The 17,443-nt window shown below is 35.6% G+C and carries 13 protein-coding genes; 10 read left to right on the top strand and 3 right to left on the bottom strand.

Features of this window, described 5'->3' with window-relative positions:
- The first annotated feature begins 68 nt into the window (after positions 1–68).
- The 6 genes from JOD96_RS04900 (at position 69) to JOD96_RS04875 (ending at position 9,291) form a co-directional block, all read left to right on the top strand.
- The gene (locus tag JOD96_RS04900; protein ID WP_209563153.1) at positions 69–911 is read left to right on the top strand and encodes a FecR family protein; all 843 of its coding nucleotides are present in this window, start codon (positions 69–71) and stop codon (positions 909–911) included.
- A 59-nt stretch (positions 912–970) separates the two neighbouring features.
- Positions 971–4,201 (top strand): carboxypeptidase-like regulatory domain-containing protein, encoded by a 3,231-nt coding sequence (locus tag JOD96_RS04895; RefSeq protein ID WP_209563152.1) that lies wholly within the window; start codon positions 971–973, stop codon positions 4,199–4,201.
- Between the two features lie 528 nt (positions 4,202–4,729).
- Positions 4,730–6,028, top strand: coding sequence for a hypothetical protein (locus JOD96_RS04890; protein WP_209563151.1), 1,299 nt, complete (start codon positions 4,730–4,732; stop codon positions 6,026–6,028).
- Positions 6,029–6,196: 168 nt separating this feature from the next.
- Entirely contained in the window at positions 6,197–7,045 is an 849-nt protein-coding gene (locus JOD96_RS04885; RefSeq protein WP_209563150.1) for a T9SS type A sorting domain-containing protein, read from the top strand.
- Between the two features lie 62 nt (positions 7,046–7,107).
- Positions 7,108–7,890, top strand: a complete 783-nt coding sequence (locus tag JOD96_RS04880; RefSeq protein ID WP_209563149.1) for a hypothetical protein — start codon at positions 7,108–7,110, stop codon at positions 7,888–7,890.
- Positions 7,891–7,920: 30 nt separating this feature from the next.
- Complete coding sequence (locus tag JOD96_RS04875; protein ID WP_209563148.1) at positions 7,921–9,291, top strand: S41 family peptidase; 1,371 nt, start codon at positions 7,921–7,923, stop codon at positions 9,289–9,291.
- 13 nt (positions 9,292–9,304) lie between these two features.
- Here the strand turns inward: JOD96_RS04875 and JOD96_RS04870 are convergent, their stop codons facing one another.
- From JOD96_RS04870 to JOD96_RS04860, 3 genes are read right to left on the bottom strand one after another with little or no spacing between them, the layout of a single operon-like run.
- Positions 9,305–10,021: a YqjF family protein gene (locus JOD96_RS04870; protein ID WP_209563147.1), complete on the bottom strand. Its 717-nt coding sequence runs from the start codon at positions 10,019–10,021 to the stop codon at positions 9,305–9,307.
- Positions 10,022–10,054: 33 nt separating this feature from the next.
- Positions 10,055–10,633: a flavodoxin family protein gene (locus JOD96_RS04865; RefSeq protein WP_209563146.1), complete on the bottom strand. Its 579-nt coding sequence runs from the start codon at positions 10,631–10,633 to the stop codon at positions 10,055–10,057.
- A gap of 7 nt (positions 10,634–10,640) precedes the next feature.
- Complete coding sequence (locus JOD96_RS04860; RefSeq protein ID WP_209563145.1) at positions 10,641–12,221, bottom strand: FAD-dependent oxidoreductase; 1,581 nt, start codon at positions 12,219–12,221, stop codon at positions 10,641–10,643.
- Between the two features lie 246 nt (positions 12,222–12,467).
- On the opposite strand from JOD96_RS04860, the gene JOD96_RS04855 reads away from it, so the two are divergent.
- The 4 genes from JOD96_RS04855 (at position 12,468) to JOD96_RS04840 (ending at position 17,418) form a co-directional block, all read left to right on the top strand.
- Positions 12,468–12,899, top strand: a complete 432-nt coding sequence (locus JOD96_RS04855; protein WP_209563144.1) for a hypothetical protein — start codon at positions 12,468–12,470, stop codon at positions 12,897–12,899.
- A gap of 488 nt (positions 12,900–13,387) precedes the next feature.
- Positions 13,388–15,565: an HAD-IIB family hydrolase gene (locus tag JOD96_RS04850; RefSeq protein ID WP_209563143.1), complete on the top strand. Its 2,178-nt coding sequence runs from the start codon at positions 13,388–13,390 to the stop codon at positions 15,563–15,565.
- A 7-nt stretch (positions 15,566–15,572) separates the two neighbouring features.
- A complete protein-coding gene (locus JOD96_RS04845; protein WP_209563142.1) occupies positions 15,573–17,084 on the top strand; it encodes a glycosyl hydrolase family 32 in 1,512 nt (503 codons plus the stop codon).
- 142 nt (positions 17,085–17,226) lie between these two features.
- Positions 17,227–17,418 carry a cold-shock protein gene (locus tag JOD96_RS04840; protein ID WP_209563141.1) on the top strand — a complete coding sequence of 64 codons (192 nt, stop codon included), beginning with the start codon at positions 17,227–17,229 and terminating at the stop codon, positions 17,416–17,418.
- The last annotated feature ends 25 nt before the right edge of the window (positions 17,419–17,443 follow it).

Here is a 17,443-nt window from a genome sequence, read left to right as displayed (position 1 = left end):
GCAGCTATCTAATGTGTGTAGAAAGGATATTTAAGGATTTTCCTTAGATATTAATTTACTCAAATAAGATGAAATTGAACAGATTCAAAGAAGAATGGGATGAATTACCACAAAAAGGAATATTTCCTGATGAAATAAAATCCAGAATGTGGAAAAATATTTCGGCGGCTACCATAAACAGACGCAGAAATAACTTTAGAAGAGCAATTGCCGCCTCCGCCGCACTTCTAATCTCTGTTGCAGGATATCAGTTTTATTTCGCATCAAAATCAAAAACCCAAGAAATTATAACACAGACATTTCCGCAGGATATCCGTTTGCTTCGTTTGTCTGACGGTACACGTGTCTGGGTAAACGAAAATACCCAAATCGAATATCCGGAACATTTTGCTGCAAACGAGCGGATTGTAAAATTAAAAGGAGAAGCTTTTTTTGAAGTGGCAAGAGATACAACACGTCCTTTTATTATTAGCTCCGGGAATATAAAAACGACCGTTCTGGGAACTTCTTTTGATGTTAAAGCCTACGGTGATATTGCAGAAGTAAATGTCAGAACCGGAAAGGTGAAGGTAGAGAGCACGCAAAATGCTGTTTTCATAGAAAAAGGGTACGCAGCAATATTTGTTTCGCACAATAAAACAGTAAAAAAACAAAAAGCGGCTATTCTGGAACCCGAATGGAAAAAAGCGCTTATTGATGTTGACGGCATGACGCTGATGGCTGTTATCGAGAAGCTCAAAACCGATCATCTTTTTACACTTGAATACAGCAATGAGGATTTAAAAAACCTTCAGGTAAAAGGAACGCTGGACACCAGACAAAGTATTGCAGAGATATTGCAAACTATTGCATTTGCCTTAGAAGTTACCATTAAGCCAATTGGTAATAATACTTATATCGTAAGCAGATAAAAAATTCACCATTACCATTATCCAGTAAACAAAACAAAACCAAAACAAATAATTTAATTATGAATGATTATTTCAGGCAATTTCCTGTTGCCATACAAATTCTGTTTTTTAGCATTTTCTTCGGTTGGACCAATGCTTATTCTCAAACCGGAACTGTATCAGTAGATTTTAAAAATGCATCTCCAAAAGAAATTTTTGAAAATTTAGAATCCAGAACTCCTTATCGCTTTATTTATCAAAAAGATATCGATTTCAGCAAACCGCTTATTACGCTTAAAAAAGACAATGTTTCTATCGACGATGTTTTAAATGAACTTCAGGCATTGACAAATTTAAATTTCAGAAGAAACAATACCAATATTGCGGTCAATAAAAAGGTAAGCACGGGAAAAAAACTGGGAAATATTTCCGGAAAAGTTATTGATAAAAACGGTCTTCCATTACCAGGCGCGACGGTAAGAATTGTTGAAACCAATAATGCGACGGTTTCTGATTCTGACGGGAATTATGAGTTTAATCTGGAACTTGGCGTTTATTCACTAGAGGTAAGTTTCGTATCCTTTCAAACACAAAAAATAACTGATATAAAACTTACCGGACCCAGTAATATTGTGCTTAATGTTGTGCTCAATGATGATGCCGAATCGCTGGACGAAGTTGTCGTTACCCAGACATTTCAGAAAGCGACAGCTTCTACAGAAGGAATGTTATTACAGCAAAAAAGAGCGGCTCAGTTTTCTGATGGAATTTCGGCTGCGCAAATTGCCAGAACACCGGATAAAGATGTAGGAAGTACATTAAAACGTATAACTGGTGTAACCACAATCGATGATAAATATGTTGTAGTACGCTCGATGGGAGAACGCTGGAACCAGGCTGTAATGGATGGTGTGAATTTGCCAAGTACAGATCCGAGCCAGAACCAGTTTAATTTTGATATTATCCCTACAGCAATGGTAGAAAGTATTATCGTGAGTAAAAATGCAACTCCGGATATGAATGCCAATTTTGCGGGAGGATATGTAGAGGTAAAAACAAAAGATATTCCGAGAAAAAATTTCATGGGATTTTCTATAGGGACTTCATATAACAGCAGGGCTACTTTTGAAGATCGTCTTACCAAACAGGAAGGGGATAATGATTATTTAGGATTTGATGATGGAACAAGAGGTTATCCTTCTGGTTTAGCCACTATTGAAGTTCCGACTACAGAGGCAGAATCGGGTCCGTTTATAGAACAGTCAAAAAGATTTACACAAGATAATTTTACCACTTACAAAACATATGCAGCTCCTGGAACTTCACTGCAATTTTCTATTGGAAGAGTGTATGAATTAAAAAACGATAACAGATTTGGGTTTGTAGGTTCTGCAATTTTCAAAAACACACAAGAAAAATTAGAAATTGACCATACAGAAAGAGGAAGTTATAAACCGAACACAGAATTTACTGCCGAAACAGAAGATGGTTATTCTACTTTCAAAAAATATGGCTATAAAAATTCTGGTGCTTCTTACAGCTTCAATTCTACTTTGGGCGGAATGCTGAATGCCGGTTATCAGTTCGGAAAGCATAAAATAACGGTTCGTAATACTTATATGCATATGTACGACAACCAGTTAACTCAAATTACGGGCTTTAGAATGGAAGATGCTACAACTGATATTGTAAATGGAACAAAATTACCGGATACCAGAGAAACAGATTATCCGGTGTATCAGACTTTTATTCAAAACAAAATAGAAGGAAATCATCGCTTTGAAAATCTGGAAATCAATTGGTTTGGTGCTTATACCGGTACAACAAAAGATACTAAGGATGCTACTTTTATGACAAGTCTGAGAAAAAGAGTTGGAGATGACATATTGCTTTATCACGAAATATATAATGCTGCACCCGACTTATTTAAAAGATCAAACTTCAATAACACCGAAAAAGATTATAATGTTGGAATCAATTTCAATTATGCTTTTCAATTTAGTGAATCATTTAAAAACAATATCAAGGCAGGTTATTTCGGAACTTACAAAAAAGCAACCAATCAGCAAGAGTCAGCAGCTTTGACTGTTATCGGCCAGGGAACAGACAGAGCCAATATTGACTTTCCAATTTCACAATTGCTGGATGGTTCTTATTATCGTTGGGGCGGTTTCGGGTGGAACAGAATTGCTACATATGGTAATGAATATATAGGAGACGTAAAAGTTCATTCTCCATTTTTAATGCTGGACAACAAATTCAGTCAGTACGTACGATTAGTATGGGGATTACGTGCAGAAAGTTATGTATATACACAGATCGCCAGTCAGTCTGATAATTCAGGAAGTTTTGAAACGATACAAAAAGATGATGATGTATGGCAATACCTTCCGTCGGTAAACTTAACCGTAAGTCCTACAAGTAAAACAAATCTTAGATTAGGATATAATAAATCAGTTCTGCGTCCTCAGTTTTCAGAACGTTTAAATATGCCTTATTACGACCCCGTTCGTAATGCATTGGTTCTAAATTATACAGGAGGAGTTGTTTCCACTATAGTAGAGAATTATGATTTTAAAGCAGAGTGGTTTCCTTCACAAGGGGAGATTATATCTTTTGGTATTTATCAAAAAGACATTAAAGACCCAATTGAAGGTGTGACACAGATTGGAGAAGATGGAGCTACACGTACTATTTATAATATGAATTCGCACAGTGCCAAACTTTTTGGAGTAGAGTTTGAAATTTATAAAAATTTATCTTTTCTGGGAGAAGGAGATCTTTTGAAGAAAATCTTCCTATGCGGTAACGCAGCATTTAACCACACCAAAGTTACCGGATATACCGCAATCGATGGTACAGGAGGTCTTTATGAAGCCAATCGTCCTTTGTACGGACAGGCGCCTTACAACTATAATTTAGGTCTGGATTATATAGGAGACCGTGCAGGATTTAGTATCAGACATAATGCTATCGGAGATCAATATATTCTGGTAGGTTTTAATTATGATGCCGAAGAAATACGTATGCCTTATTCGATTACTGATGCCCAGATGAGTTATAAACTTGGTAAGGAAAAGGATATAGAATTGAAGTTTGGTATAAAAAATTTATTTGACACTGTTATTGAAACATATAACAATTTCAATAGCTATTCTAAGATCGTTCCTTTTGAAGCAGGTGGAAATCCAAGAGATCAGAGAGCATTGGGAGCAGGAGCTACAAAAAAATATGATGAAAATCTGGATAGAACATTGTTCAAAGCATGGAGTGGAAGAAGCTTTAATTTCTCTATAAATTATTCCTTTTAATTAACATTCACTCCTTCATTTTTAACATAAGGATTAGTTAAAATTAAGAAAAGGTTAAGGATAAAATTAGTGGTGATTTTTCTGTCTTTTGTTGTCTAATGTATATAAAGATGAGAAGTTAAGATTTCAAAAGCTTAAAAAAACAGCACAGAAATAAAACAAGTCATGCTTCTTCTTAAGAGAAGCTTTTAAAAATAAATTTCTTTGAAAAATTGTCACAAACAACAAGGTATGATCACGATAGAAATCTGCAAAAAAAATCCAAATCTCAAGAGTAGATTAGTATGGTAAATAGGTTTTCACGTTCAAAATAGTACTGATTGTTTGTTTTGATTTTAAAAGGAATGACCCTTTCATTACGCCCCAAAAATGAAAGATGAATTATAGGGATAAGTATCCGGCAGGTAAACGGAAAACTTATTAAAAAAATTTACCTAAAAAGGAAAGGTCAGAGGGAAGAAAATTTGCTGCTCTCCCCACCGACCTCAGATGTAAAATCAGCAGCAAAGGTAATCAAAATTAGTAATCATGAAAAAAGTTTTTTTGTTAGCAATTGCAACTATGTTCTTCAACTCATGTCAAAACGATGACGCAGCTACTGACTCGTCGTTCTCAATGAAATCTGCCAGCGCAGATTACTCAGGTTACCCAGCAACAGTACAAACTGTAAGCGGAAACATTACTACAAACACTACATGGACAAACGACAGAGTTTGGGAAATCGATGGAGTTGTTCGTGTAATCGGAGCTAAATTAACAATACAGCCAGGTACTTATATCAAAGCTAAACCATTAGCAGCAGGTGTTGCAGCGGGAGTTTTGGTAGTTACAAAAACAGGTCAAATCGATGCTCAGGGTACTCTAAGCAGACCAGTTATCTTTACTAGTTACAAATTATTAGACGGAAATGCTACTACAGTTGCTGCACCTGGAGATTTTGGTGGAGTTGTTATATTAGGAGACGCCGTAACTAATACTGGTGTATTTACAAACGTTATCGAAGGTTTGGGAGATCAGCCAAATGTATCTGATTTTTACTATGGAGGAACAAATAATGCTCACAACGGTGGTGCTTTAAACTATGTTCGTATCGAGTATGCAGGACGTATCTTAAATGCTTTAACAGGTGTAGAAATCAATGGTTTAACTTTAGGTGGAGTTGGTAGTGGAACAACTATCGCTCACGTACAGGTATCTTACGGAAGAGATGATTCATTCGAATTTTTTGGAGGAACAGTAAATGCAAGCCATTTAGTTTCTTTTGCATCAGATGATGATAACTTCGATTTTGATTTAGGGTACAGAGGTACTATTACAAAAGCAATTTCTATTGCTGATAAAAACTCTACTCACAGTGCAAGCGGTGGAAGCCCAGATTCTAATGGTATTGAGTTAGATAACAACGCAACAGGATCTGCTAATACGCCTATTACAAGACCTACAATTTCTCAATTGTCAATCATTGGTGTAGCTTCTGCTACAGACGGAGCACTTTATGAAAATGCAATACACGTACGCAGATTAGGAGAAATCAACCTTAGCAACGCTACTGTTACAGGATATGTTACAGGTATCAGATGGGAAACTCCTTCAGTTCCTGCAAATTCTCTATGGAGCAGTATCTCAGTTCACGGGTTTACAAACGTTGTATTACCTACTGGTACTTTTGCAATTGGTACACCTACATCTACTGCTAATCCTGCAACTCCATGGAGTTTAACACAACCATTCTTTAATAATGGTACATTAAATTTCACAGGTGCAACAGGTGCATTTGCTACAGAAGCTAACTGGACAAACACTTGGACTAAGTTCACAGGTTTTTAATTAGCATAAAAATTAAATAATATTTTGGGACTGTCTGAAGAGTGTGTTTATGTTTTTTTTTGAGAGTAGAATAGGTCAGTATATTTCAGTTGGTATTTGCTCATCATGTAGCAATTGGGTATACTACTGTTCTCACTCTTCAGACAGTCTCTTTTTAAACATTAAAAAATGAAAAAAAAATTACTTGTATTACTTTTTGTATTTATATATGGAGCTGCCTCGGCGCAATTCACCATTTGGGAAGATTATTTTGATGATTCAGATGCATCAGACTGGAGTTTTATCGATGAGGACGGGGATGGTAATGGCTGGAGGGCACGCAATAATATCCAGATAGACGAGAATGGTGCCATTGTTGGCGGTACTTATAAAATACTTGGAGATTATAGTATAGAATTAGAATATGGGCAAAATCTTCCGGGTCCACAAAAAAATTGGGCAGTTGCTCCGGCAATAGATTTATCTTACTATGCAGGCAGTATGGAGTTAAACCTGACAGTTCAGAAAGCAATCTATGGGGCACAAACAGAAGATTTATATGTATATGTTTCTACAACAGACACAGCTCCGGGTTCTTTTACTCTGGTAAAAAATGTAAATGTTACGAGAGGGACAATGCTCGATGTTGAATTTAACGATTATGTAGTAGATATTTCTCCTTACGTGGGACTTGCGCAGGTTTACATTGCCTTACTGACCCCACCAAGTTTTTCCATAGGTTATGAAATAGATAAAATGTGGGTTACGGCTCAAAAATTAGGCTTAGAAGACGTAGAAGCAAATGGAGGAACGCTCCTAAAACAAAATCCTGTAAAGGATTATTTGCAGTTACACCTGTCTGATACTTTTGATAAAGAAGAAACAAAATTAAAAATATACAACACAACCGGCAGTTTAGTTCAGCAATCAAAATACGATGAAGCGGGTGTTTCGGTTGGTAACCTGTCAAAAGGAATTTATTTTATGGTTATTGAAGAAGGAACAACAGTTCAGAAATTAAAATTCATAAAAGAATAACAAAGAATAAACAATCAGATTCTATTAAAACAAATCATTAAAATAATATACAAGTACAACTCATGGATAATTTAGTCAAAGTAGTAATTCTTTTTTTTATCGCCACTTTTTTACTTACCTCGTGTGCCAACGACGAATTACTACCATTTTATCAGGAACAAAAAGCAGGCAAAATAGTGATAAGAGGCTACAACGCATTGCAGGATTCCATACAAATATCGGTAAATAATAAAATAGTGACAGCCGATAAAAAGCAGGATGCTTTTATGAAGAAAGTAGAAAAAGATTATGAGTTTGTATTTTATGATAATGAAATTAAAACAGTTAATATTACCAATAAAAAAACGAATAAGCTTTTGTATTCTCAAAACTTTACCAGCCAAAATGCGGTAGATACCCTTTCTTTTTACGTGAAAGAAAATCTATTAGTTTCAGATTTTATGTCTGTCGCTAATAAACCCGGCACCTTGAGCGCAGCAGGTTTAACGGGATACCGATTTATTTTTCCGGGAATTAACCAATATTCTAAAACAGGTTATAATGGCCCGGTTGATGCAATAATAAGAAAGATAAACGGAGAGATTGTGGGCGTTTCTGAAAATATTAATAAAAATAATGCAGGTTCATTTGTAGAGTTTACGTTCAGTCTGCCTCCCATTATTGAGATAGAACTGGTAAAACACGGAACAAACGAATCTTATGTTCCCGGCAAAAGAATTGCTTTCCGCACCGTGATGCAAAAAAACAAATCAGGTTTGGTTGTTTTAGAAGAAACAGCAAATGCAGATAATAGTTTTGCCCGTGTAGAAGGTTTTCTAAATTTAGCAGATTACTTTTCTTTTTAAAGTTTTTCAAATCAGTATAATTTATTTTTAATGTTTGAATTCACAAATAAATATCATTTTACTATAAAAAGTTGTTTACTTATTGTTTTCACATTTTTTGTTTCCTGCCAAAATGATGATAGTCCGGTTGAGTACGACAAAGGAACCAATCAATATGTGAATAACTGGATGTACGAACAAATGAAAAAATATTATTTGTGGAACGAAACGATCCCTGAAAATACAGATTTAGCCTTAAACCCAAAAATATATTTTGATCAGTTACTGCATAAAGATGATCGTTTTTCTTATGCGCTAAATATATTATTACCAGAAACTTCACCTAAAAGCATTAGAAACAATTACGGATTTGATGTTTCTTTTATTGAATTTGAAAATAAGGCTTATGCCGTTATTTTATATGTACTGAATGATTCTCCTGCAGAACGTTCTGGTTTAAAGAGAGGTCAGTTTATAAAATCCATAAATGGAGTTTTGGTAAATAATCAAAACTATGAGAATTTACATGCTGATTTGGCTTCTACGGACAAGACAGTACTCGAAGTACAGGAATACTCCTCTGTATCAGGTTTTTCTACAGCCAAGCAAATAGAAATAAACCGCGGATTTACTTTTTCACAGCCTGTAAAATATCATGTTATCAATCAAAATGGTGAGAAAGTCGGATATATAGAAATTCCGCATTTTGATATAGGACTGGCAGGTATTTTTTTGCAGATTTTTAATGAATTCAAAAATCAGTCTGTAACCAAAATTGTGATTGATTTAAGGTACAATGGAGGAGGTGATGTCTCTTCAGCAGCTGCTTTGAGTACAATTCTTGCTCCAAACATTAAATCAGGTGATTTGTTTATTGTATTTAAAGGAAATAAAAACGGTGGGTTGGTTCATAAAACTTTTGCAGAAGCTTTAGAAATGAACGAATTGCAGGTTAGTTTTGAGCAGTTAAGAGCAGTTCATCCGCCCATTCAGGAAGTATATGTTTTATGCGGAAGCCATACCGCATCGGCTTCAGAAATTATCCTCAATAACCTTAAGCCCTTTATGAATGTGATTTCTATAGGAGAAAAAACAGTAGGCAAGGACGCTGCCGGTTTTGAAATTAAGGATGACAGAACTCCAGATCAGCCCGGATGGATATTATACCCGATTATTTATAAGTTATTTAACGCCAATAACGAAGGCGATTATACTTTGGGAATAAATCCTTCTGTTCAACTGAATGAACTTCAGGAAATGGAAATTTTTCCAATGGGAAATCCAGAAGAAACTTTACTGAGCAGGGCTTTAAACGGAACAATAAATTCAAAAAAGAAACAAATCTTTATAAAAGAACTGCCATTAAAATCGATTTATAATAATGCAGATCCTTTTGTTCTGATTAAAAACGAATTCGAGTAATTTATTTTGGGCGTTAAGCAATTTCCCTCCCCCATAAAAGAACATCAAGTTTATTGGAATAATGAATTTTGTCCGGATTTATATTCAGCGATATTGTATTAAAATTGTAATTAATATCCCAGACCGAAATATCAGCTTCTTCCAGATTCCACTCTTTATGATGAATATTATGACGGTAGAATCTTTCTTTTTGATAATTATATAAACAATGACGCTCTGTAAGCCAGTAATCTAGTTCTGTTTTTGCATTAGAAATGCCAATACGCTGGTAAGTCAGATCCAGATAATAATCATGAGCCTTGTTTGCCGACGATAATTTTCCGTTAGATTTTTTGATTTCGGATTTCACATACGGAATCCCGATAAAACTTCTTGTCAGGAGAACTTCAATAAATTTATCTGTTTCAATCGAAAATAGATATATACCACTGATTCCGTCTTTTGTGACATACGTGCGCACATTGATTTCGGTAAAATTCGAAACAAAAGGAAATGGAGGCAGGTATTTAAGCCTCATTTTGTTGACGTCAAATGCAACGAGAGAAATCCAGGCATTACCTTCAAACGTATCAAGTTCAAGTCCCGGCGGAAGCAATTCCTGAATTTTTTCTGCCGGAACAATCCAATGCAAAAAAACAGTATTATTCCATTGTTGGTAATATTTCCAGCTTCTTTTGGGAAGAGGAAAACTCCTGTTTGACAGGTCTCTCAAAATAGCATTTGCGTTCATAAACCGTTTATTGATTTGCTTAATTTCAGGATATTATTTAGCCGCTTTTAGCAAAGATTCTGCCATTGCCTGTGCATCTTCTGCATAAGTACGTTTGTAGTAACTTAATAGTTGTGATTTTGTCTTCTTAGAATCTTTGGCATGCCCCTCCCAGATAACACCCAGCGAGGTATAAGGCGGAACGGTTACGCCAACCGAACAGAAAAAGTTAGCAATATTTCCTGTAATATGTTCAACTCCATCAGAATCCCCGGTCACAATCACACCGCCTATTTTTCCGTCCAAAGGCGAATCTTTTCCGGACAAAATAATATCGTAAACTTCATCAAGCCGTTCTATACATCGTTGCAGTTCAGACGAATGACTGTTCCACCAGATTGGCGTTGCAAATAATATAATTTTGGCAGCAAGGATTTTTTCATAAATTTGCGGCCAGTCGTCTTTAACATCCATATGTGTATAAGATCCGGGAACTATATGATGATTGGCAAGTTTAATAATCTCAAAATCAATATTTTGTTGTGTGAGATAAGTGCCAAGAAATTCGGTAAGAGTCTCGGTATTGGAGCATCCCTTATTTTTGAGGGTTGCTAAGAGAATAACTGCTTTCATTTTTTACTTATTTAATATGAATTTTTCCTAAATCTGATTTGGCAGGCCCATTGATAACAGTTCCGTCCACAGCGAATCGCGAACCATGACAAGGACAGTCAAAAGATTTTTCATCTGAATTCCATTTGACAAGGCATCCCAAATGCGGACAGACAGCAGAAAATGCGCTTAATGAATTGTCGTAATCGCGATAGACAGCAATTTTTCTAAGCCCGGAAGAAAGTATACCGCCTTCGCCTGCAGGCAAATCTGCAGTATTTTGTAAATCCTGAACCGATATCCAGTCCAAATATTGAGAAGCCATATTTCCGGCTTCCTTTAAAAAATCACCAGTTGCATTCAGAGTAATTCGTGACGGACTGTATATTTCTTCCCATTTATTTTTAACACCCGTTATCATATCACTGATAATCATGGCGCCAATAGTGGTATGGGTCATTCCGTTTCCTGAATCTCCAGTAATGATATAAATATTGTCATCGCCTGGATTTTTACCCATAAAACCAAGAGAATCTACGGGTTCCATAACCTGTCCAGACCATTTGTATGTGATTTCATCCAGTTGCGGAAAATATTTTCTGGTCCATATTTCGAGTCTGTCATATCTGTTGAATTCAGAAATCCCTTCTTCGTCAGACTGGCCGGTTTTATGATCCTCACCACCAGCAATCAGTAGGTCGTATTTATCATCAAAATTTTCAAGACGAACATAATGATAAGGCTGAGAAACCCATTTAGATTCCACATCACCGCTATCCCACCAAAGTGAATAAGGTATTGAACCTTTTGCAACTTTACCTGCAATCACATAGGTTCTGTAAGCATGCTGTTTGGTATGCATGGTAACTACGTCATTTATTGGAGTATTGGTAGCCACGACAATATGCTGTGCTGAAAAATCGAACCCGTTTACCGTAGCGCCTTTTTTTGAAATGTTTTCTGCGTGAGCTTCGGTATAAATGGTACCCCCCAAAGCTACAATTGCATCTGCAAGTCCCTTCATATAGCGAAGAATATGAAATTGTGCCTGATTGGCAAATTCAAGGCATCGCATACTTTCGCCGCCGGCAATAACCGGAGTGCTATTGAGGAGATTCGTTTTTAATCCGGCTTTTAAAGTAGCATTATACTCCTTATCTAAATTTTCTTCTTTATCTGTCGGATGCAGGAATAAATAACCATTTACCCTTTTAAAAGAGCAATCAATATTTAATTCCGTAACATTTTTTTCAATTTCGTCAATTGCTGCCGAGTGGCTTTCTGCAGCAAGTTTTGCTGCATTTTCTCCCAAAATATTTTCAATGTAATAATATCGGTCATCAAGCGCGCTGGCGAGGTGTGCAGTTGTTCTTCCTGTTTCACCGCTTCCAATAAAGCCATCTTCTACAACAACGACTTTTTTTCCTTTTTTAAGAAGATTGTAAGCTGTAGACAAACCCGCAATTCCGGCGCCTATTATTAAGACTTCCGTTTCTATGTTTCGATCTGGTTTATCACAAGCTAAAATCGAAGTAGAGTCGATCCAGAAAGAAACATTATCCCCGGATGTAATTGCTCCACTATTTAATTCATTATTTAGATTATTCATAAAGCATTTTATTTAAAAATTAGCCATAGTAATTAAAAAGCGTAAACCCTTCATTCAAAGCTAATAATCAACTAAATAAGTGGTTTACATTTTTAGTTTTTAATATTATAGGATTGCCAGTTTCTGATTTTATTTAGCATTTCAGTTCCAGAAAATTCTATAATAATCAATCAAAATGATGTAAAAAATATACTACATGTAGTTTTATATTTGAGAATACTGAATAAATAATTAAAATATATTGCTATGAAATCTCTAATTAGTTTGAAAATTATAATGATGATTATAACAACAGGAATTTTATTTTCATGTAAAAATAATCAGGACGGTTACAGTGATGAACTAAATACAGCTGTTAATCCTTCTGATAGTATGAAGACTCCATCAGACAATGATGCTGGTGTAAGAAGTGTTGGACCGGGTACAAATGAATCTCCTACAACAACTACCAAAAACAATCCACAAGGTTCTGGCACAAATAGCAGTGGAGAAGGCAGCACAGGAACTACTGCCAATGATAATACCAATTCACAAAGTTCTGGCTCAAGCACAAGCGGTAAGGGCAGTGGCCCTGGAGAAAGTCCAAAAGACGGTGCAACCTATACCAATTACAGTAAAGCTAAAAATGATAGTTTAAGCACTAATACACAGAGTACTAATCAGAAGAAAACTAAATAAGTAGCTAGTCAAAAATAGCTTATTTTTAAATTAAATTGTAAATGTGTTTTCTGAAAAGATCAAACGCATTTACAATTTCTATTTTTTAGCGCATTCTTTCCTTCTTTATCCGAATCTATTTTAAAATTAATATGCTGATTAATCATATAACATCAGCGGAAAATCATATAAGAAAAAAGATTACTCCTGACTGTACTTTTATTAAAAAAAATCATGCAGATTATGGGGTAATTTCTTAACTGTTTTCATCAAATAAAATAGTCTTTCAGAGAAATTAGAACAGATATAAAAACGAATTATCGTATATTTAGGAAAGAACACAGTTGTGCTGTTTTAAATTTTAAAGGTTTCAATAGTATAAAACCATAAATTTTACCTGTGCCGTTGGTACTTCGCCAAGGCGCAAATCCAAAAAAAAATCATGCGAAAAATAAAGAACTCAAAATGGGGTATAGGAGTATGATTTATAATTACAAACAAAATTAAAAATGAAAAAATTACGAATTTCACTAATTAATATACACGGCCTTTTAAAAGGTTCAGGTCTGGAAATAGGCCGGGATGCCGATAACGGAGGCCAAACCAAATATGTTTACGAGCTTGCAGAATTTTTATCACAACACAAAGATGTAGAACACGTTCATTTATTTACAAGATTGATTGACGATCCTGCCCTTTCTCCGGAATATGCAGTTCCGGTAGAAGTTATAAATGATAAATTAGACATAAGAAGAATTCCTTTTCTGGGAAAAAAATACAAAGCCAAAGAACAGTTATGGGAAGGTCTGGATACTTTTGTTGATGGTGTCATGCAGCACATCAAATTGCATAATATTTATCCCGACTGGATTCACTCGCATTATGCAGATGCAGGATATGTGGCGGCAGAGCTGTCCTCGATATTAAATATCCCTTTTGCTCACACCGGACATTCGCTCGGTGTTTATAAAAAGAAAAAATTACTCGAAAGCGGACAAACAGAAGAAGAGCTTGAAAAAAAGTTCAAGTTTGAAGCCAGAATTGCTGCTGAAGAAAAAACATTAGAACTTTCTGAATTTATTGTGACTTCTACAGAACAGGAAATCGAAACCTACAAAGTGTATAAAAACTTTGAACTAGCAAAATATCATGCGATTTCTCCGGGTATTGATACCAGAAAATTTGCTCCTTATTACTACAATGAACCCGATAGTGATAAGCATATGGAGGAAACCCAAAGAAAATACTGGGTATCTGAAACCATTTCTAAATTCCTGACCAATCCGCACAAACCTTTTATCCTGGCACTTTCAAGGCCTGATCGCCATAAAAACCTAAACACACTAATTGAGGTTTACGGCAAAGACAAGGAATTGCAAAGTATAGCCAATCTGGTCATTTTTGCCGGTATTAGAAAAGATATCCAGAAGATGCCTGAATCTGAAAAAAATGTCCTGACCGATTTATTATTACTTATGGACAAATATGATTTGTACGGAAAAATGGCAATTCCGAAAAAGCATGATGTCGAAAACGAAGTTTCGATTATTTACCGCTATGCTGCCGAAAAACGAGGCGTATTTGTCAATCTTGCTTTGCATGAAAATTTCGGGCTTACTGTTATAGAATCTGCAAGTTCGGGACTTCCGGTTGTTGTTACTAAAAATGGCGGACCATCAGAAATTATTCCGACTTGCCAGAACGGAGAACTGGTGGATCCGCAGGATGAAAATCAGATTAAAAAAGCCTTATTGAATATCCTGACAGATGAAAATCAGTGGAAATATTATTCTAATAACGGAGCAATCAATATTCAGAAACATTACAGCTGGCTGAGCCATGTAAATCAATATATAGAAGCGGTAAACGAAAACTTATCGGTCTCGTCTGGTGCCGGAATAAAAAAGCAAAATTATGCCAATATCAATGTTGACCGCTTAAAAAGAGAAATAGATCATTTGCTGGTTTCAGATATTGACGGAACGCTTATTGAACCAAAATTAAATAATCCGGGGCTGGAAGAATTAAAATCACATTTGACAAACCGTACCGAAAAAATGGCTTTTGCGATGGCTTCGGGCCGAAATCTAAGGCTGGTGAAAAAGATTATAGACGAAGAAAAATTTCCATTGCCTGATTTTATTATATGCTCTGTTGGTACCGAGATTTATTATACCAACGGAACCGATTATATTTTAGACAAAGGCTGGGCTAAATTTCTGGCAGGCCGATGGAAAAGAGAGGATGTCGTAAATCGACTGAAAGCAATAAAATGGATCAGACTGCAGGAAGAAGAAGCACAAAATCCCTTTAAAATTTCTTATTACTATGAAAAAGAACATTACAATCATGAAGAGCTTATAGAAGCATTAGGCACAGGATGGTACAAAATAAACATTATTCCGAGTCACGGGCTTTATCTGGATTTTATCCCAAAAAGAGCCTCCAAAGGAAATGCGATTAAATTTCTATGCCGTAAATGGGCAATTCCTTTGTTTAATGTAGTAGCGGCAGGAGATTCGGGAAATGACATTGATATGTTCAGAGGCCCGGTAAAAGGAATTATTGTCGGAAACCGAAGTTTGGAATTAGCCAAATATGAAACGACAAAAAGTATTTATGTAGCCCAAAGTTCGGCTTCGTCGGGTATTTTGGAAGGATTAAAACATTATAAAATCATAAAATAATATTAGGATGTATTCAAGTTCAGGATTTAGCAACTGGGAAATAGGAGACGTTGATATTTTTATTGATGAAAATGGAATTCACCATTTATTTCATTTAATAATTCCCAATCATGATTACATTGCGCACGCAATATCAAAAGACGGACTTTCGTGGAAAAGGGTAAAAAACGCGCTCTGGGTCGGTGAACCCGGCGAGTGGGATGATGATATGCTGTGGACTATGCATGTGAGCAAAATATCGGAAGGAGAAGGTTACGAAATGTATTATACTGGCCTTAAGCGTCAGGACAAAGGAATTGAGCAAAAAGTAGGACGCGCGGTATCTGAGGATTTAATTCATTGGACAAAAGAAAATAAATATGGAATGCCTTTTAAAAGCGAGGCGCCTCATTATGAAAGTAATTCCAACAATCCCCGTGAGTGGATAAGTTTTAGAGATCCGTTTAAATACCAATACGAGGGAGAAGATTATTTGTTGATTTGTGCCCGAAGTGCTTCGGGGCCAACATACAGAAGAGGCTGCATAGGGGTTGCAAAAAGAGAAAAGGAAGGTTTTGTCCTGCAAAAACCTTTGCATATTCCGTATGTTTATGATGATGTAGAGTGTCCTTGCGTTGTAGAAATAAAAGGAACACATTATCTTTTAGGTTCTATTCGTGAAGATATAAAAGTCCGTTATTGGTCAGCACCGGAATTTAAAGGTGAATATTGTGCTTTTCATAATAATGTTTTGCTACCGCAGGGTAATTATGCGGCGCGCATTGTAAAAGACGGAAATCATTTTTTGGTCTATAATTTTTATTTTGCCGACGGAAATGTCAACACTCACCGCGTGATTCCGCCGCCAAAAGAACTGGATATCGATCACAGCGGAAGGCTTTTATTAAAGAGTTATTATTATTGGGAACGTTTGTATCAAAAAACTATTTTTCAAAAAGACCTTCCTCAGCCATTGCCAATTCTGGGAAATCCTACGGCAGATTTTGTGATAGAAAACGAAAATAAATGGGTATTGGGCTGTAGAAGCGGTTACGAAATTTATTGTTTTGAAAAACCTTCAAATGATTTTGTATGGGAAGGAACCCTGGCTGTAGAAGGATTAGGAAAAACCGGATTTGTAATTGAATGCGATAAGGAAGGAACGGCCTATTATATTTCTATTGATTTTGTAAATGGTTTTGTGCAGTTTAGGGCCTGGGGATTTAACGATAAGGACGTAAAGAATAATTTTATTTTTGAAAATATTCAAACCAATCAATTTGGAATACAGGATGACAGGCAGATTTATTTTAAAATCATCCGCTACGGAAATTATTATGAACTTTCTATCAACGATATTGTAAAGCTGACTTTACTCGACTTTAGATATAGTGAAGGAAAAATAGGAATGTATGTCTGCTCGGCAGTAGTGTCGGTAAGTGATTCTAAAATTCATGTTATTCCAGAACCAGAAAATGAATATGCAGCTTCTGATCCTGATAAATATCTTAAGGATTTCGGCAGGATAGTGCAGATGTAAAAAACTCTTTTGATTAAATTTTATTATCGAAAACCGGGTTTTGAAAAAACTTAAAAAAAAATGTTATAAAAATCACCTTTTTTGTAAGTATTGTATTTGAAATTATGTTATCTTTAGAAAAGTAAATATTAAAATATATAAAATGCAAGAAGGTACAGTAAAATTTTTCAATGAAGAAAAAGGTTTTGGATTTATCACACCTAGTAATGGCGGAAGTGAAATTTTTGTTCATGCCACAGGTTTGTCAGAGAATGTTCGTGAAAACGACGCAGTGCGATATGATATCGCTGAAGGCCGTAAAGGACCAAACGCAATAAACGTAGTTTTAGCTTAACATACTATTATTATACGGTTTATAA

Origin of the sequence: Flavobacterium sp. 1355 (assembly GCF_017833415.1) — a bacterium.
Lineage (GTDB): Bacteria > Bacteroidota > Bacteroidia > Flavobacteriales > Flavobacteriaceae > Flavobacterium.
The sequence above is the reverse complement of the archived record's forward strand: the minus strand, read 5'-3'. Positions and strand labels throughout refer to the sequence as shown.